This is a genomic window from Microbacterium sp. ER1, assembly GCF_023383675.1.
Classification (GTDB): Bacteria; Actinomycetota; Actinomycetes; order Actinomycetales; family Microbacteriaceae; genus Microbacterium.
The window spans coordinates 1-17,608 of record NZ_QCXO01000118.1; the positions used below are offsets into that span (position 1 = coordinate 1).

General features: G+C 70.6%; 17 protein-coding genes and 1 tRNA gene. 8 read left to right on the forward strand and 10 right to left on the reverse strand.

Features of this window, described 5'->3' with window-relative positions:
• Positions 1-2,179, forward strand: a 2,179-nt coding sequence (locus BV453_RS02005) for an MMPL family transporter (RefSeq protein ID WP_374209019.1), incomplete at its 5' end; no start/stop codon positions are given.
• An 18-nt stretch (positions 2,180-2,197) separates the two neighbouring features.
• Here BV453_RS02005 and BV453_RS02010 read toward each other — a convergent pair.
• From BV453_RS02010 to BV453_RS02025, 4 genes are all read right to left on the reverse strand, one after another.
• A tRNA-Arg gene (locus BV453_RS02010) sits at positions 2,198-2,271 on the reverse strand.
• Between the two features lie 48 nt (positions 2,272-2,319).
• Entirely contained in the window at positions 2,320-2,817 is a 498-nt protein-coding gene (locus BV453_RS02015; protein WP_249520754.1) for an HNH endonuclease, read from the reverse strand.
• Between the two features lie 307 nt (positions 2,818-3,124).
• Positions 3,125-3,844, reverse strand: coding sequence for a M23 family metallopeptidase (locus tag BV453_RS02020; protein ID WP_231729484.1), 720 nt, complete (start codon positions 3,842-3,844; stop codon positions 3,125-3,127).
• A 344-nt stretch (positions 3,845-4,188) separates the two neighbouring features.
• Positions 4,189-4,890: a metal-dependent transcriptional regulator gene (locus BV453_RS02025; protein WP_025105536.1), complete on the reverse strand. Its 702-nt coding sequence runs from the start codon at positions 4,888-4,890 to the stop codon at positions 4,189-4,191.
• A gap of 101 nt (positions 4,891-4,991) precedes the next feature.
• Between BV453_RS02025 and serC the strand changes: the two genes are divergently transcribed.
• Positions 4,992-6,104: a phosphoserine transaminase gene (gene serC, locus BV453_RS02030; protein ID WP_085606193.1), complete on the forward strand. Its 1,113-nt coding sequence runs from the start codon at positions 4,992-4,994 to the stop codon at positions 6,102-6,104.
• 9 nt (positions 6,105-6,113) lie between these two features.
• Here serC and BV453_RS02035 read toward each other — a convergent pair whose 3' ends face one another.
• Together BV453_RS02035 and BV453_RS02040 are read right to left on the reverse strand one after the other, a co-directional pair.
• Positions 6,114-6,737: a DUF3027 domain-containing protein gene (locus BV453_RS02035; protein ID WP_249520755.1), complete on the reverse strand. Its 624-nt coding sequence runs from the start codon at positions 6,735-6,737 to the stop codon at positions 6,114-6,116.
• Complete coding sequence (locus BV453_RS02040; protein ID WP_025105533.1) at positions 6,721-7,101, reverse strand: cold-shock protein; 381 nt, start codon at positions 7,099-7,101, stop codon at positions 6,721-6,723. The genes BV453_RS02035 and BV453_RS02040 overlap by 17 nt, the downstream gene beginning before the upstream one ends.
• Positions 7,102-7,217: 116 nt before the next feature.
• Between BV453_RS02040 and BV453_RS02045 the strand changes: the two genes are divergently transcribed.
• From BV453_RS02045 to BV453_RS02055, 3 genes are read left to right on the forward strand one after another with little or no spacing between them, the layout of a single operon-like run.
• Complete coding sequence (locus tag BV453_RS02045; protein ID WP_249520756.1) at positions 7,218-7,493, forward strand: multidrug ABC transporter ATPase; 276 nt, start codon at positions 7,218-7,220, stop codon at positions 7,491-7,493.
• 10 nt (positions 7,494-7,503) lie between these two features.
• Positions 7,504-9,207, forward strand: coding sequence for a helicase-associated domain-containing protein (locus BV453_RS02050; protein ID WP_126893364.1), 1,704 nt, complete (start codon positions 7,504-7,506; stop codon positions 9,205-9,207).
• 36 nt (positions 9,208-9,243) lie between these two features.
• The gene (locus tag BV453_RS02055; RefSeq protein WP_025105530.1) at positions 9,244-10,884 is read left to right on the forward strand and encodes a DNA repair helicase XPB; all 1,641 of its coding nucleotides are present in this window, start codon (positions 9,244-9,246) and stop codon (positions 10,882-10,884) included.
• Between the two features lie 15 nt (positions 10,885-10,899).
• Here BV453_RS02055 and BV453_RS02060 read toward each other — a convergent pair whose 3' ends face one another.
• On the reverse strand, positions 10,900-11,907 hold the full coding sequence (locus tag BV453_RS02060) for a CPBP family intramembrane glutamic endopeptidase (RefSeq protein WP_249520757.1): 1,008 nt from the start codon (positions 11,905-11,907) through the stop codon (positions 10,900-10,902).
• A gap of 119 nt (positions 11,908-12,026) precedes the next feature.
• Between BV453_RS02060 and BV453_RS02065 the strand changes: the two genes are divergently transcribed.
• From BV453_RS02065 to BV453_RS02075, 3 genes are all read left to right on the forward strand, one after another.
• Positions 12,027-12,719: a response regulator transcription factor gene (locus BV453_RS02065; RefSeq protein ID WP_025105529.1), complete on the forward strand. Its 693-nt coding sequence runs from the start codon at positions 12,027-12,029 to the stop codon at positions 12,717-12,719.
• Positions 12,720-12,780: 61 nt separating this feature from the next.
• On the forward strand, positions 12,781-14,472 hold the full coding sequence (locus BV453_RS02070) for a cell wall metabolism sensor histidine kinase WalK (RefSeq protein ID WP_085606199.1): 1,692 nt from the start codon (positions 12,781-12,783) through the stop codon (positions 14,470-14,472).
• Between the two features lie 126 nt (positions 14,473-14,598).
• A complete protein-coding gene (locus BV453_RS02075; RefSeq protein WP_249520758.1) occupies positions 14,599-14,886 on the forward strand; it encodes a WXG100 family type VII secretion target in 288 nt (95 codons plus the stop codon).
• A 72-nt stretch (positions 14,887-14,958) separates the two neighbouring features.
• On the opposite strand, the gene groL is transcribed toward BV453_RS02075, so the two are convergent.
• From groL to BV453_RS02090, 3 genes are all read right to left on the reverse strand, one after another.
• On the reverse strand, positions 14,959-16,578 hold the full coding sequence (groL, locus tag BV453_RS02080) for a chaperonin GroEL (protein ID WP_025105526.1): 1,620 nt from the start codon (positions 16,576-16,578) through the stop codon (positions 14,959-14,961).
• Positions 16,579-16,702: 124 nt separating this feature from the next.
• Entirely contained in the window at positions 16,703-17,269 is a 567-nt protein-coding gene (locus tag BV453_RS02085; protein ID WP_308195660.1) for a LytR C-terminal domain-containing protein, read from the reverse strand.
• 71 nt (positions 17,270-17,340) lie between these two features.
• Positions 17,341-17,601, reverse strand: coding sequence for a DUF3263 domain-containing protein (locus BV453_RS02090; protein ID WP_085606204.1), 261 nt, complete (start codon positions 17,599-17,601; stop codon positions 17,341-17,343).
• Positions 17,602-17,608: the final 7 nt, after the last annotated feature.

Consider the following 17,608-nt stretch of genomic DNA (forward strand, 5'->3'; position numbering starts at 1 on the left):
CCCCGCCCCCGCACCGACGCCGCCGACCCGCGCGCGCACCCGACGCCACTCCTGGCTGCGGGTGTTCCTGCCCGTCGCCCTCATCCTGGTGTGGCTGGCGGGCGCGTCCTTCGGCGGTCCGCTGTTCGGGAAGGTCGACGAGGTGTCGTCGAACGACCAGACCACCTACCTCCCGGAGTCCGCGGACGCCACGACCGTGCAGCAACTCCTCGGCGAGTTCACCGACAGCGACGCCATCCCGGCGATCGCGGTGTTCACCTCGGAGGAGGAGCTGACGCCGTCCGAGCTCGAGGCGATCTCCGACGCGGTGGCCGACGCGCCCGACGTGGAGGGCGTCGCTGACGACGTCTCCCCGGCGCTTCCGTCCGAGGACGGCCGAGCCGTCCAGGCCTTCATCCCGATCGACGGCGACGCCGAGCTCAGCGATGCCACCACCGCTCTCGGAGACGAGCTGCGCGCCGCGGTGCCGGACGGCATCACGGTCTACATCACCGGTCCTGCGGGCTTCACGGCCGACCTCGCCGCCGGCTTCGCCGGCATCGACGGCCTCCTCCTCGGCGTCGCCCTGCTCGCCGTGCTCGTGATCCTCGTCCTCGTCTACCGCTCGTTCCTGCTGCCGCTCGTCGTGCTCTCCACGAGCCTGTTCGCCCTGTGCGTCGCGCTCCTCGTCGTGTGGTGGCTGGCGAAGTGGGAGATCCTGCTGCTCAGCGGGCAGACCCAGGGCATCCTCTTCATCCTCGTGATCGGCGCCGCCACCGACTACGCGCTGCTGTTCGTCGCGCGGTTCCGGGAGGAGCTGCGGGTCGCGCAGGACAAGGGCGTCGCGCTCCTCGCCGCGTGGAAGGGGTCGGTCGAGCCGATCGTCGCGTCCGGGGGCACCGTGATCGCGGGGCTCCTGTGCCTGCTGCTCAGCGACCTGAAGTCGAACAGCACCCTCGGCCCGGTCGCGGCGATCGGCATCGTGTTCGCGATGCTGTCCGCGCTCACGCTCCTGCCCTCGCTGCTGCTGCTGTTCGGGCGCGCGGTCTTCTGGCCGCGGCGTCCCCGCTTCGAGCCCGAGGTCGTGGCCGAGGAGCACGGCATGCGCACCACCGGGCTGTGGGCGCGACTGTCCGGCCTCATCAAGAAGCGTCCCCGCGTGATCTGGATCGCGACCACGCTCGTCCTCCTCGCCGGCGCGGCAGGGGTCACCCAGCTGGACGCTCAGGGGGTGCCGCAGTCCGACCTCGTCCTCGGGGCCTCGGAGGCGCGCGACGGCCAGGTCGCGCTCGGCGAGCACTTCCCCGGCGGCTCGGGGAGCCCGGTCTCCGTGATCGTGGACGAGGACCGGCTGCAGGATACCGCCGACGTGCTCCTCGCGAGCGACGGGATCGACGGGGTGACCGTCACCGCAGCCGATTCCCCGAGCGGGTCCGCTCCGGTGACGGCGGACGGGATCACGGCCGTCGGCCCTCCGGGGACCCCGGCTCCGGAGCCCACGACGGTCGACGGTCAGGTGCTCCTGCAGGGGACGCTGACGGACGCCGCCGACTCCGCCGCCGCAGCCTCCACCGTGCGCGAGCTGCGCGGAGAGCTCGACGACCTCGGAGCCGTGGTGGGCGGGGTGACGGCCACCTCGATCGACACGAACGACGCGTCCATCCACGACCGCAACCTCATCATCCCGGTGATCCTCGTCGTGATCATGATCATCCTCATGCTGCTGCTGCGCTCGATCCTCGCGCCGGTGCTGCTGATCCTGACGACGGTGCTGTCCTTCGGCACCGCCATGGGCGTCTCGGCGCTCGTGTTCAACGGCGTCTTCGACTTCCCCGGCGCCGACCCCGCCGTCCCGCTCTACGGCTTCGTCTTCCTCGTCGCCCTGGGCATCGACTACAACATCTTCCTCATGACGCGGGTGCGGGAGGAGTCGAAGCAGCACGGGACGAGGGAGGGCATCCTCCGCGGGCTCTCCATCACCGGCGGCGTCATCACCTCCGCGGGCCTCGTCCTGGCGGCGACCTTCGCGGCGCTGTCGGTGATCCCGATCCTCTTCCTCGTGCAGCTCGCGTTCATCGTCGCGTTCGGAGTGCTGCTGGACACCTTCGTGGTGCGCTCGCTGCTCGTCCCGGCCCTGGCCTACGACATCGGCAAGGCCATCTGGTGGCCGTCGAAGCTGTGGCGGCGCGGCCGACCCTGACGCGTGCGGAAGCGGGAGTGCCCTCGACAGGATTCGAACCTGCGACCTGCCCTTTAGGAGAGGGCTGCTCTATCCTGCTGAGCTACGAGGGCGCGCAGCCCAGTCTACGGGACCAGGGCTGCGCGCCCTCGCGCCGTCCGTCAGGCGGCGAGGGCGAGGTAGGGCTCCCAGCGAGGATCGCTGCGCTCCACCCCGCGCACCGTCCACGCCGTGCCGTGCGGGGGGCGCGGCGTGAACCGCAGCTGCCACCGCATCTCCTGCGGGGTGCGGTTGCTCTTGAGGTTGTTGCAGCGCAGGCAGCACGCGACGAGGTTCTCCCAGGAGTCCGCGCCGCCGCGCGAGCGCGGCAGGACGTGGTCGATCGTCGCGGCCGCCTTGCCGCAGTATCCGCAGCGATGACCATCGCGTCGCAGCACGCCGCGGCGGGTCACCGGGACGCGCCGGCTCGTGGGGACGCGCACGTAGCGGGAGAGGATGATCACCGCCGGGCGGTCGTAGACGCCGTGGCTGCCCCAGACGGGGTCGTCCTCGACGCGTTCGATCACCGTCGCCTTGTCGTTCATGACCAGGACGAGGGCTCTCTTGAAGGACACGATCGCCAGCGGCTCGTATCCGGCATTCAGGACCAGTGTGCGCATTCGTCATCCTCTCGATCCGCCGGGACGGCTTCCCGGCACTCTCGACTCACACGACGTCGTGCAGGAGGAAGAGTGTTCGCAGGGACGAGAAAAGGCGCCGTCTAGAGACGGCGCCTTTCGCGCGCGGCTGGACCGCGGCATTCCTGCGGGCAATGCCGAAGGACGTGACGACCGAGAGCGTCCATGGTTCGGATGCTCGGTGTACGCTCCATCAGCCTCTCCCGCCTGTATGACGACGGGTTCAGGCTAACCCATCCCGCGCGGACCGCGGCGAAACGGGAGGTGAATGACCGAGAACGTGTCCCGCTCAGCCGGCGTTGACGGAGAGCCAGGACATCGGCTCGACGAGGCCGCCGTTGATCCAGACCTCGAAGTGGAGGTGGTTCGCGGTCGAGCGTCCGGTGCTGCCCACGTAGCCGATCAGCTGACCGGCAGCGACCGTCTGGCCGGCCTGCACCTGGCGCGACCCGTACAGCATGTGCCCGTACGTGGTCTGCACGCGCTGGCCGCCCACGACGCTGTCGAGCATGACCGCGACGCCGTAGCCGCCGATGCTCTCGGCGGAGGCGCGCACGACGCCCGAGGCGGCGGCGTAGATCGGGGTGCCGGCCGGAGCGAGCATGTCGGCGCCGTTGTGACCGCCGCCCACGGTGCGGCTGACATTCCAGGAGCCGAGGGGCAGCGGATAGCGGACCTCGCCCGAGCCCGGAGCCACGAGCGCGTACCCCGCGGTGTTGAACGTGCCGGAGGAGGGCGTGGAGGCGGACGCGGCGGCGGCTGCGGCGCGGGCGGCGGCGGCAGCGGCCTCCTCGGCCTTCTTCTTCTCGATCTCCTCGGGCGTGGTGGCGCTGAAGGCACCGCGGACGAGCGGGGCGGCCGTGGCCTCCGAGGCGACGACCAGCGACTGCGCGTCGACGGCGGCGAGCTGCTGGACGGTCTGCGCGGTGGCATCCGTCGGCTTCGACGCCGCGTAGGCGGGGAGCGCGACGGCGGCGACGAGGGCGCCGACGGCACCGAAGATCGCCACCGACCGGAGAGGGGCTGCGATCTTCCGAACGCCGACCCGGGCGCCGGAGCGTCGGGCGGGTACTCGGTCTTCAGATGTCTTCGCGGTCGGTTCGATGTCTGCGGCCAAAACGTGGTCCTCCTGAGCCCTCGCACCTCGGGTGGCGCTGGCTCGTCGACACTCTCTGCCCCAGGGCAGGGATGCACTGCTCGGGTTCGAGCGCATCCCTCTCGGGAAGACGACGAGCCGGAAGGCGGATCTTCGCGGTTCGCCCCCAGCGGGCTTCTTCGCTGAGGACCTGACCGAGGTTACCGGAAGATAACGATCATGTCACCCTGGGAAACTGACAATCCTCGGTGAGCCGATCAGGCGGGCTCGCCGACGAGGAAGATGTGCGAGGCGAGCTCGACCGGGAGCTCCAGACCCTCCTCCTTGCCGTCCATCTGGATGAGCACATAGCCCTCGTTGAAGCGGAAGTCTCCGCGCGCGCCAGGGACGACGCCCGCGTCACGCAGCTGCTCCAGGAGCTCGGGGTCGACCTGGGCCGGCTCGGCGAGACGGCGAACCGTCCCCTCGACCGGCTCGCCCGCGGCGTTCAGCCGCTGCACGAGGCCGATGACGCCCTCGTCGAAAGTGCGGGCGGGAAGGTCGCCGAGCTGGTCGAGTCCCGGGATCGGGTTGCCGTACGGCGACTCGGTGGGGTGACCGAGGAGCTCGACGAGACGGCGCTCGACTTGCTCGCTCATCACGTGCTCCCAGCGACAGGCCTCCTCGTGGACGAACGCCCAGTCCAGCCCGATCACGTCGGACAGCAGGCGCTCGGCGAGGCGGTGCTTGCGCATGACGTCGACGGCCTTGCGGCGTCCGGCGTCGGTGAGCTCGAGCGTGCGGTCTTCGGACACCACGACGAGGCCGTCGCGCTCCATTCGTCCGACGGTCTGCGAGACGGTGGGACCGGAGTGGCCGAGGCGCTCCGAGATGCGCGCCCGCAGCGGCACGATGTTCTCCTCCTCGAGCTCGAGGATGGTGCGGAGATACATCTCCGTGGTGTCGATCAGATCCGTCATGTGGCCCTCCGAAAGTTCTTAGGCAAGCCTACATTCCTCCGGCGACATCGGACGGGGCGCAGGCGGGAGGAACGGCGGCGCGATCCCCCTAGAATCTAGCCATGGCGATCGAGATTCCCCGTGACCTCCTGCCCACTGACGGCCGCTTCGGCTGCGGCCCCTCGAAGGTGCGCGGTGCGCAGCTCGAGTCGCTCGTCACGACGGGTGCCTCGATCCTGGGGACCTCGCATCGTCAGGCGCCCGTGAAGAACCTCGTCGGCAGCGTCCGCGAGCAGCTCGCCGCGCTCTTCCGTCTGCCGGAGGGCTACGAGATCATCCTGGGCAACGGCGGGTCGACCGCGTTCTGGGACGCCGCCGCCTTCGGCCTCATCGAGCGCCGCAGCCAGAACCTCGTGTTCGGCGAGTTCGGAGGCAAGTTCGCCAAGGCCGCCGCCGCTCCCTGGCTGGAGGCTCCCGACGTCCGCTCCGCCGAGCCCGGGTCGCGCAGCGCCGCCGAGCTCGTCGAGGGTGTGGACGTGTACGCCTGGCCGCACAACGAGACCTCCACCGGCGTGGCCGCGCCGATCGAGCGCGTCCACGCGGAAGGGGCGCTCACGGTGATCGACGCGACGAGCGCCGCGGGCGGCATCGACCTCGACATGGCGCAGGCCGACGTCTACTACTTCGCCCCGCAGAAGAACCTCGGCTCCGACGGCGGTCTCTGGTTCGCCGCGGTCTCCCCCGCCGCGATCGACCGCATCGAGCGGATCGCCGCCTCCGGGCGGTACATCCCGGAGTTCCTGAGCCTGAAGCAGGCGGTGGACAACTCCCGGCTCAACCAGACGCTCAACACCCCCGCCCTCACGACGCTGCTGCTCCTGGACGACCAGCTGCGCTGGATCCTCGACAACGGCGGGCTCGGCTGGGCTGCGGCACGTACGGCCGAGTCCTCCTCGGTGCTGTACGACTGGGCCGAGGCCTCGGCCGTGGCGACGCCCTTCGTCAGCGATCCGGCGCAGCGCTCGCCCGTCGTCGCGACCATCGACTTCGACGACAGCGTCGACGCCGCGGCGATCGCGAAGGCGCTGCGCGCGAACGGCATCGTCGACACCGAGCCGTACCGCAAGCTCGGCCGCAACCAGCTGCGGGTGGCGACCTTCGTCTCGATCGAGCCGGACGACGTGCGTCAGCTCATCCGTGCCATCGACTTCGTGCAGGAGAACCTCGGCGGCTGATCGCCCGGCTCACTCCTCTTCGTCGCCGGCGTCCGCATCGCGGGCGTCGGCGTCGTCTTCCTCAGAGCCGTCTGCCTCGTCGTCCTCGGCTTCGTCGTCCTCGGGCTCGTCGTCCTCGTCGGACGCGTCGTCCTCGGAGTCGTCGAGCTCATCGATGTCCACCCCGTCGAGGTCGCCGGCGTGGAGGATGTCGGAGCCGTCCTCGTCGAGCTCGTCATCGTCGATGCCGTCGTCGTCGAGCTCGCCGTCGGCGTTCTCGTCGTCCGTGTCGGCCTCGTCGTCTCCGCCGCCGGCCGCCGCCTCGGCCAGCTCGGCCTGGTGCGCGCGGTACTCGGCCAGGCGCTCCGCCCACGGCACCCATTCCGGAGCGAGCAGCGCGCCGTCGCCGGGGAGCAGCTCGACCTCGAGGACGGTGGGCTCCTCGTCGTCCACGCGGGCGACCGTCACGGTCCAGTACCAGCCGGGGTAGCCGGGGAGCCGGTTCTCGAAGCGGAGGGAGACGGATCCGTCGTCCTCCGGGATGAACCCGGCAGCCGGGCCGATCGTGGCGGCAGGTGTGATCTCGCGCAGAGCGGAGAGCGCGAGGTCGTGCGCCTCGACGAGACGCGCGTCGGCGTCAGGCTTCGAGGTCATCGGCGACCTTGCGCAGGACGGCCGCGATCTTGCGACCGTGGCTGGAGGAGGGGTAGCGGCCGCGGCGCAGATCGCCGCCGATGCCGTCGAGGAGCTTCACGAGATCCTCGATGATGATGGCCATGTCGTCGGCGGGCTTGCGCTTGGCCTTCGCCAGGCTGGGCGGCGCTTCGAGCACGCGCACCGACAGCGCCTGGAGGCCGCGCTTGCCGTCGGCCACGCCGAACTCCACGCGCGCACCCGCCTTCACCGCGGTGCCGGCGGGCATCGCGGAGGCGTGCAGGAAGACGTCCTGGCCGTCATCGCTGGCGATGAAGCCGAAACCCTTGTCTTCGTCGTAGAACCTGACCTTGCCGGTGGGCATGGGAGAACCTCGCTGGGATCGAAATGCAGAACGGGACGCGCTCGTGCGCGTGCCCCCAGCCTACCGGTCACGGGCGGATCGGAGCGGCTTCCCGGCGTGCGAGTAGGCTGGGGCGGATGAGTACGCAGAGCCGTGGACCGGAGGTCCCCATCCGTCGGATCGACCGCATCCTGGCGTTCACCGCGCTCGGCATCGCCGCGGCGGCGGTGATCTGCTTCTTCGTCATCATCATCGGCACGGCGCTGGGCATGGACCGGGCGGCCTTCGGCGAAGGACTGTGGCCCGTGATAGCCGCGATCCCCTACTGGGGTCTGCCGCTCGCATTCGTCATGATCATCGTGCTGCTGGTGATGAGCTTCGTGCGGAAGAGCCGCGCAGAGTCGCGTCGGTGAGGCCGCACCGATGAGCACGCACGCACGCCCGCTGGCCGATCACCTGGCTGCGGCGAGCGATGACGAGCTGACGGCGCTGCTGAGCGCACGGGGCGTCCGTCCGGATGCCGGATGGCAGGACTTCTTCGACGCCGCGGAGGCGCTGCTGGAGCCGTCCTCGATCGCCCGAGTGCTGCCCGCTCTGACCGCCGCCGAGGCCACGGCGCTTCTCGATGCCGCCTCCGGGAGCGTCGTCGGCGCCGAGCGGGAGCGCCTGATCGCCCTCGCCCTCCTCCGCCCCGACGGCACCCCGCACCCGCCGGTGGCGGAAGCGGTCGCCGGGAAGACCCGCCCCGCGGTGCCGGACGAGACGGCGGCGCCGGCCTCCACGGAGTCCGTGGCCGCACACGCCGCCGAACGCGCCTTCACCACCGTCGGCGCGGTGGCCGACATCCTCCTCCTCGCCAGGGATCAGCCCTTCGCGCTGCTCATGGGCGGCGCCGTGAGCGCGGGGCAGAAACGCCAGCTCGCCGACGCCGGCCTCCCCGTCGAGAGCGTCGATCCTCTGGTGACCCTCGCCGTCCGCGCCGGGCTCGCGACGCCGAGCGATCGACTGCTGCGCACGACGGCCGCCGCGGAGGAGTGGTTGCGCTCCCCCGCGATCGCACGCTGGAGCGTGCTGGCCACGGCCTTCCGCGACGCGCTGCCCCGCGGTGTGCGCACGGAGCCGGGAGGGTGGCTCCCGCTCACGCAGTGGCACCGCGCCCACCCCTGGGACCCGGCCTGGCCGGAAGACGCGGCGCGGCAGCTCGAAGGCGCCCGGCTCCTCGGTCTCGTCGCGGAGGACGGCTCCGAACCCGCCTGGTCCGAGGCCCTGCGGCGCGGCGCGGCGGCTGACCCCTCCGCCCTCGCCGCGCTCCTGCCCGCAGAGGTGGACCGGATCTTCCTCCAGAACGACCTCACCGCGATCGCCCCCGGTCCTCTGCAGCCCGCGCTGGACGTGCGCCTGCGCACCATGGCCCGCCGGGAGTCGGCCTCCCAGGCCTCGTCGTACCGGTTCACCGCGGAGTCGGTGGCGCACGCCTTCGCCGCGGGAGAGGACGAGGCCTCGATCCTGGAGTTCCTCGGCGGCCTCTCGCTCACGGGCATCCCCCAGCCCCTCGGCTACCTCGTCGCGCAGACCGGCCAGCGCCACGGACTCGTGCGGGTCTCCGTGGACGACGAGACGGGGCGCACCCGGGTGGAGAGCACGGACGCGCACCTCCTCGAGGCCATGGCGGTCGACCAGTCGCTCCGCCCTCTCGGACTCACCGCGCACGTCGGCTCGCTGACCACCAAGGTCGGGCAGGACACGGTGTACTGGGCGCTGACGGATGCCCGGTATCCGGCGACCCTCGTCGATCGCGACGGGACCGTCGCGGTGCGCACGCGCCATCCGGCCGCCGTTCCCGACCACGCTCCCGCCCCCGACTACGGACCGCTGATCGCCCGGCTGCGCGAGCACCAGGGCCCCGACGCGGACGCCGCGTGGCTGGACAGGGAGCTGGAGGCGGCGGTGCGCGCGAAGGCCGTGCTGCGGGTGACGGTCGGCATGCCGGACGGATCCACCAGGGATCTCCTCCTCGAAGCCACCGGGATCGGCGGTGGTCGGCTGCGCGGCAGGGACAGGGCGGCCGATGTCGAGCGCACCCTGCCGGTGTCGAGCATCCGCGCCGCGACCGTCGTCCCGACCTAGGCCCCGTGCGGCCAGGGGCCGGTAGACTGGTCAGCTATGTCTGATGGCCCCCTGATCGTCCAGAGCGACCGCACCGTGCTCCTCGAGGTCGCCCACGCCGACGCCGAGAGCGCCCGTCACGAGCTCGCGATCTTCGCCGAGCTGGAGCGCGCCCCCGAGCACATCCACACCTACCGCATCACGCGCCTGGGTCTGTGGAACGCCCGCGCGGCCGGGCACACCGCCGACGACATGCTGGAGACGCTCGACCGCTGGTCGCGCTTCCCGGTGCCGCCCTCCGTCGCGGTCGACCTGCGTGAGACGGTCAACCGGTACGGGCGCCTGGTCATCGAGCGCGACGACGAGGGCGTGCTCATCCTGCGTTCGACCGACCCCGCCGTGCTGGCCCAGGTCGCGAACAACAAGCGCATCCAGCCGCTGCTCATCGGGCACCCCACGCCGGAGACCTTCGTCGTCGACGCATGGGCCCGCGGCCAGATCAAGCAGGAGCTGCTGAAGATCGGCTGGCCGGCCGAAGACCTGGCCGGCTACACACCCGGCACGCCCCACGAGATCGAGCTGGCCGAAGACGGATGGACCATCCGCCCGTACCAGCAGGACGCGGTCGATGCCTTCTCCAAGGACGGCTCCGGCGTGGTGGTCCTCCCCTGCGGGGCGGGAAAGACCATCGTCGGCGCGGGGGCCATGGCCGCCACGAAGACCACGACGCTCATCCTCGTGACGAACACCGTGTCCGCACGGCAGTGGCGGGACGAGCTGCTCAAGCGCACCAGCCTCACGCCCGAGGAGATCGGCGAGTACTCCGGGCAGGCCAAGGAGGTCAAGCCCGTCACGATCGCGACGTACCAGATCCTCACGGCGAAGCGGAAGGGCGAGTACGCGCACCTCGCGCTCCTCGACGCCCTGGACTGGGGCCTCATCGTGTACGACGAGGTGCACCTGCTGCCCGCCCCGGTGTTCAAGCTCACCGCCGACCTGCAGGCGCGGCGCCGGATCGGCCTCACCGCGACCCTGGTCCGCGAGGACGGCCGCGAGGGCGACGTGTTCAGTCTCATCGGCCCCAAGCGCTTCGATGCCCCCTGGAAGCAGATCGAGGCGCAGGGGTTCATCTCCCCCGCCGCCTGCTTCGAGGTGCGGGTCGACCTCCCCCCGGCGGACCGCCTGGAGTACGCGGCGGCGACCGACGACGAGCGCTACCGGCTCGCGGCCTCCGCACCGGCGAAGATCGATGCGGTGCGCGAGCTGATCGCGGCCCACCAGGGCGAGCAGATCCTGGTCATCGGTCAGTACCTCGACCAGCTCGACGCGCTCTCGCAGGCGCTCGACGCCCCGCAGATCACCGGATCCACCCCGGTCGAGGAGCGCGAGGAGCTGTACCGGGCGTTCCGAGAGGGCGACATCTCGCTGCTCGTGGTGTCGAAGGTCGCGAACTTCTCCATCGACCTCCCCGAGGCGTCGGTCGCCATCCAGGTGTCCGGCTCGTTCGGCTCCCGGCAGGAGGAGGCCCAGCGGCTCGGGCGGCTGCTCCGCCCCAAGCAGTCCGGCCACACCGCGAGCTTCTACACGCTCGTGGCCCGCGACACGATCGACCAGGACTACGCGCAGAACCGGCAGCGGTTCCTCGCGGAGCAGGGGTACAGCTACACGATCATGGACGCCGAGGCGATCGCCGCCTGAACAGGGTCGCGGCGCTCAGCCGTGCATCCTCCCCGGGAGGAGATGCGTTCCGCGGGCGACGGCGGCGGGCGACGCGGTCCGGGTGATCCCTCTCCGGCGCGCCCAGCGGTCTGCGACGACGGCGAAGACGAGCATCGCCGCGGCCGAGCCCAGGAGATCCACCGGCGACCCCGAGGTGGCGTTCGCATCGACCACGGCGACGGAGCCGAGCAGGAAGATCATCAGGTTGTTCACGATGTGCAGCGCGATCGCCGCCTCCAGCCCGCCCGTCCGCCACGTGAGCCAGGCGGCGACGACGGCGAAGAGGCCGACGCTCGCCGCACCCCACACGTCGTAGCCGTGCCCCAGCACGAACAGCGGCACCGGCAGCAGGATCGCGAAGGCGGGGTGCCGGAGCCAGGTCCCGACGAGCTGCATGAGATAGCCGCGGAAGACGTACTCCTCCGCGGCGGCCTGGAACGGGATCAGCACGAGCAGGAGCACCACCATGAGCAGGAGCCCGGGGTGGGAGAAGTCCGGTGTCACCGCATCGCCGAGGGCCGCCGACCAGCCGAGCACCACGGCGAAGTAGACGACGAACACCGCGGACGCCAGCCCGAGGTTCCGACCGAGCCAGTCCATCCGCAGCCGCCCGGTGACCGACGACAGGAGCCCGACGCCTCGTCCTTGAACGACCCGCGAGGCCAGGAGCAGGGCGGGGATCATGAGGATGAGCGGGAGCACGAGCGCCACGAGGAGCCACGGACGGTCCAGCTGGAAGTACGCGGTGGTCCGGAACAGCATCTGCAGCTCGGCGCCCCACCCGGGCACCAGGGCCGACACGACCACGAGCGGCACGACGACGAGCACGAGGATCGCGAGGTAGAACGCGATGCCCAGGAGGCCGGTGAGGAGCGGCTTCCACCACCGGGGGCGCGGGCGGAGGAGCGCCAGACGGTGGTACTCGAGCCCGCGCTCGGACACCTCGGGGGACGGCGCGGACGGGGTGACGGGGGCGGCGGTGGCGTCCTCGATCGAACTCATGCCTCGATCCTCCCCCGGGCCGCCTGTGCGGCACATCCACCCGCCGACGGATCGACCGCATCCACGCCGTTCCGCAGGATAATCAGCCCGCGCATGGCCGAAGTCACCATAATGGGGTCATGACTGCTGCGCGCATCCTGGTCGTCGACGACGAGCCCAACATCCGCGACCTGCTCTCCACGGGTCTCAGCTTCGCCGGGTTCCAGGTGAAGACGGTGGCCAACGGCGCCGCCACGATCTCCGCCGTCCTCGAGGAGGAGCCGGACCTCATCATCCTCGACGTCATGCTCCCCGACATGAACGGGTTCAGCGTGACCAAGCGCCTCCGCGGCGCCGGATTCACCGCCCCCATCCTCTTCCTCACGGCCAAGGACGGCACGGAGGACAAGATCGAGGGCCTGAACGCCGGCGGCGACGACTACGTCACCAAGCCGTTCAGCCTGGACGAGATCGTCGCCAGGGCCCAGGCCATCCTCCGCCGCACGATGCAGGCCGACGAGGAGTCGATCATCCGCGCCGGCGAGCTCTCCATGGACCAGGACACGCACGACGTGCACGTCGGCAAGGAGCCGATCGACCTGAGCCCGACCGAGTTCAAGCTCCTCCGTTACCTCATGCTGAACCCGAACCGGGTGCTGTCGAAGGCGCAGATCCTCGACCACGTCTGGGAGTACGACTTCAACGGCGACGCCGGCATCGTCGAGAGCTACATCTCGTACCTGCGTCGCAAGATCGATCCGCACACGGAGGAGTCGCTGATCCAGACGAAGCGCGGCTTCGGGTACATGCTCAAGGTGGGCAAGACGGTCTGAGACCGTCGAGCCCGCACCCGCCGTCCCCGGACGGCATCGCCGCCGCACGAGGGAGGACCGCATGGCGCACAAGCCGGATGCGGTCACCGCCTGGTGGCGGCGCATCAGCCTCCGTGCCAAGGTCACCGGCGTCACGGTCGCCGTGCTCGCCCTCGGTCTCCTCGTCGCCGGGATCGGGACGGTGCCGCTGCTGCGGAACGCCCTGGTCGAGAACATCAACGCGCAGCTTCCGGCACTGGTGACCAGCGACCTCGTCGACCGGTACTTCGACACCACGACCATCGACGGCGTCACCACGTACACCCCGCGGGACGAGAAGCCCCGCGACTTCTCCTTCGCGATCTACGATGCGGAGGGCGCCCTGCGTGCGACGGCCCCCAGCGCCTCCGGTCGTGCCCCGGTCTTCCCCGCGGAGTACTCCCTGTCGGACGCCCAGGCGAATGAGGATCAGGTGCTCGCCCTCGAGGACACGGACGGCCGGGTCTACCACGCCGCCGCGGCCGTCGTGCAGCAGGAGGGCGACCCGCTGAGCATCCAGATGGTGGCGCTCCCCCTCGCCGAGGCCGACCGCATCATCAGCCAGTACTTCGGGATCTACATCACCATCGCCCTCATCACGATCCTCGTCGCGGCTCTTCTCACCCGCGGCCTCGTGACGCTGACGTTCCGCCGGCTCGGGCAGGTCGAGCAGACCGCCATGTCGATCGCCGCCGGCGACTTCCGGCAGCGGCTCACCGACCTGGAGCCGACCACCGAGGTCGGGCGCCTGAACGCGGCCATCAACACGATGCTCGACCGGGTGGATCGCTCCCTGGCCCAGCGCGATCGCACCGTCCAGCACATGCGACGCTTCATCGGCGACGCCAGCCACGAGCTGCGCACTCCGCTCGTCAGCGTCCGCGGCTATGCCGAGCTGTATCGCATGGGCGCGATCAAGGGCGAGGAGGACACCGCCAGGGCGATGGAGCGCATCGAGAAGGAGGCGATCCGCATGGGCGTCCTCGTGGAGGACCTCCTCGCGCTCGCCCGGCTCGACGAGGAGCGCGAGCCGCAGATCGTCCCGCTCGATCTCCGCCCCATCGCGCGCGATGCCGCCCTCGACGTGCGGGCCGCAGCTCCGGGCCGCACGATCTCCGTGATCGACCGCACGCTCGAGAACGTCCCGACCACACCCATCCGCACCCCGGTGGTGCCCATCGCCCCGGAGCCCGCGCCGAAGCCGCGCCCCCGTGCCACCCTGTCGCGCCTTCGTCGCCGCGCGCGGCCGCAGGAGCAGCCGCCGGCCATCGACTTCACCGAGGTCGCCGACATCCCGGTGCGTACACCGCCGATCGTGCTCGGCGAGGAGAACAAGGTCCGTCAGGTCGTCACGAACCTCCTCGGCAACGCCCGCCGCTTCTCCCCCGAGGACAGCCCGATAGAGATCGTCGTGGACTCCGACCGCACGGCGGGCACCGCGAGCATCTCGATCGTCGACCACGGCGAGGGTGTCCCGCCGCAGATCCGGGAGCAGATCTTCGAGCGGTTCTGGCGAGCCGACACCTCCCGCGCGCGGGAGACCGGCGGCTCCGGCCTGGGGCTGGCGATCGTCGCCTCCATCCTCAAGGCGCTCAACGGCGACATCGCGGTGTCGGAGAGCCCGGGAGGCGGCGCCACCTTCACCGTCACGCTCCCGCTCGCCCCCGCGCGCTCGACCCCGGAGCATCTCCTCGAGGACACTCAGCCGCTGGAGCGGCTCGACGACCTCCCGTAGGCACTCGTTCCTGCACAGATCTCTCGCGGCGCGTCCCTTCTCCCGGCTTCCGGACCGGACGCGGTCTCGCCTCTCCGACGGCGCTGCAGCCCCCGTACCGTCGGAGCTTCCTCGAAGGGAGATCCCATGACCGTCTTCACCGTCGACACCGACGCCGTCCACGCGGCAGAAGCCGCGACCCGCGCCACCATCGAGCGCCTGCGCGCCGAATCCGCCACGCTCATGTCTCAGCTCCGGCAACTGCAGACCGCGTGGCTCGGCACGGCCTCGGCCGCCTTCCAGAGCTGCGCCGAGGAGTGGCAGGGCGCCCAGCAGCACGTCGAGCTCGTCCTGGACGGTATCGGCACATCGCTCGGCGCCGTGGCCACCCAGTACGCCGAAGCGGATCAGTACTCGGCGAGCCTCTTCCGCTGAGGGACGCAGAAAGCCCCCGGCCGGAGCCGGGGGCTTTCTGTGTGAGACGGGGTCTCTGAACCTCTCAGAGGATCAGAAGTCCATGCCGCCCGTGGGGTCACCCGCGGGAGCAGCAGCCTTCTCGGGCTTGTCGGCGACGACGGCCTCGGTCGTGAGGAACAGGCCGGCGATCGACGCGGCGTTCTGCAGCGCGGAACGCGTGACCTTCGCCGGGTCGATGATGCCCTGTGCGAACATGTCGCCGTACTCGCCGCTGGCGGCGTTCAGGCCCTGGCCCGCGGGGAGCTCGGAGACCTTGTTGGCGACGACGCCCGGCTCGAGACCGGCGTTCAGCGCGATCTGCTTCAGCGGAGCCTCGATCGCGACGCGCACGATGTTCGCACCGGTCGCCTCGTCGCCCTCGAGCGAGAGAGCGTCGAGCGCCTTCGTGCCGGACTGGATGAGCGCGACGCCACCACCGGGGACGATGCCCTCCTCGACGGCTGCCTTCGCGTTGCGGACGGCGTCCTCGATGCGGTGCTTGCGCTCCTTGAGCTCGACCTCGGTCGCCGCACCGGCCTTGATGACGGCCACGCCACCGGCGAGCTTCGCCAGGCGCTCCTGCAGCTTCTCGCGGTCGTAGTCGCTGTCGGTGTTCTCGATCTCGCGACGGATCTGCGTGACGCGACCCTCGATCTGGTCGGCCTCGCCGGCACCCTCGACGATCGTGGTCTCGTCCTTGGTGACGATGACCTTGCGCGCACGGCCGAGCAGGTCGAGCGTGGCGTTCTCGAGCTTCAGGCCCACCTCTTCGGTGATGACCTGGCCGCCCGTGAGGATCGCGATGTCCTGCAGCTGCGCCTTGCGACGGTCGCCGAAGCCGGGAGCCTTGACGGCGACCGACTTGAAGATGCCCTTGAGCTTGTTCAGCACGAGCGTCGCGAGAGCCTCGCCCTCGACGTCCTCGGCGATGATGACGAGCTCCTTGCCGTCCTGGATCACCTTGTCGACGATCGGCAGGAGGTCCTTGATGTTGGAGACCTTCTGGTTCGCGATGAGGATGTACGGGTCCTCGAAGACGGCTTCCTGGCGCTCCGGGTCCGTGACGAAGTACGGGTTCAGGTAGCCCTTGTCGAAGCGCATGCCCTCGGTGAGCTCGAGCTCGGTGCCGAAGGTCTGCGACTCCTCGACGGTGACGACGCCCTCCTTGCCGACCTTGTCGATGGCCTCGGCGATGAGCTCGCCGATCGCGGGGTCGGCGGCGGAGATCGAGGCGGTCGCGGCGATCTGCTCCTTGGAGTCGATCTCCTTCGCCGTGCTCAGCAGCTCCTCGGTGATCGCGGCGACGGCCTTCTCGATGCCGCGCTTGAGGGAGATGGGGTCGGCACCGGCCGCGACGTTGCGCAGGCCTTCGCGGACCAGGGCCTGGGCGAGGACCGTGGCGGTCGTCGTGCCGTCACCGGCGACGTCGTCGGTCTTCTTGGCGACCTCCTTGACGAGCTCCGCGCCGATCTTCTCGTACGGGTCGTCCAGCTCGATCTCCTTGGCGATGGAGACACCGTCGTTCGTGATCGTGGGGGCGCCCCACTTCTTCTCGAGCACGACGTTGCGACCACGCGGGCCGAGGGTCACCTTGACCGCGTCGGCGAGGATGTTGAGGCCACGCTCGAGGCCGCGGCGGGCCTCCTCATCGAAGGCGATGATCTTTGCCATGAGTTTTGTCGTCCCTCCTGGACGTAGACGGTGGGTTTAGCACTCAGAGTGAGAGAGTGCTAACGCCATTCTGGCACTCGACACCATCGAGTGCAAGCCGTGCGATCCGAGAGTGAGACGGGCGTCAGGGCGCGGGAGTCTCGGGCACCGACGCGGCCCGGTCGACGCCGATCACGATGGTGAGCTGCTTCTGGCCGTCCTCGGTCTGACCCGCGTAGTAATCGCTCTGCTGCACCTCGGCACCGCCGATGACGCCGGCGAGGCCCCTGGCCGCCTCCTCGTCCTCGGCGCTGACGTAGTAGACGGTCGTCGTGGCGAATTCGTCGCTCTCGCTGTCGCTGGCGAGCACCGTGTCCGCCGCCCAGCCGGCGTTGATGAGGGTGTCGCGCATCTGGTCGTCGAGGCCGTTGTCCGGGGTCGCGTTGAGGATCAGCACCGAGTAGGTCGGGTCGATCACCCCGGTCTCCTCCGGCGTGGCGACCGCGGACGGCGTGGCATCGGGGAACAGCTCGATCCGCCCCATGACGGCCAGGGCGCCGAAGATGCCGGCGATGATGAGCACGAGGGCGGCGACGAACGACCACAGCAGCACGACCCAGCCGTTCATGCCCGGGGCTTCGGCGCGGTGCGCTCCTACGCGTCCGGTGGAACGGGGGACCTCGTCGAAACGGTCACGGGGGGGCTTGGACACCCCTCGATGCTAGCGGCACGTCCCTGGTAAACCGGTCCGCGACGGGCCCGATCCGTGCGGTCGGCGTCCGCTCAGCCGGTGAAGCCGGGGATCCGCGCGGCCCGTCTGGCGCCGCGGGCGTCGCGGAGCCGACGCAGCCGCCGCACGAGCATCGGGTCGAACTCGAGCGCGGCCTCGGAGTCGATCAGCCGCCCGAGTAGCTGGTAGTACCGCGCCGCGCTCATGCCGAGCCTGCTGCGGATGACCTCCTCCTTCATGCCGCCGTGGCGGGGCCAGGCGGCCTCCAGGGCGAGGATCGCGCGATCGCGCTCCGTGAGGTGGTCTGCGGACATGCCCTCA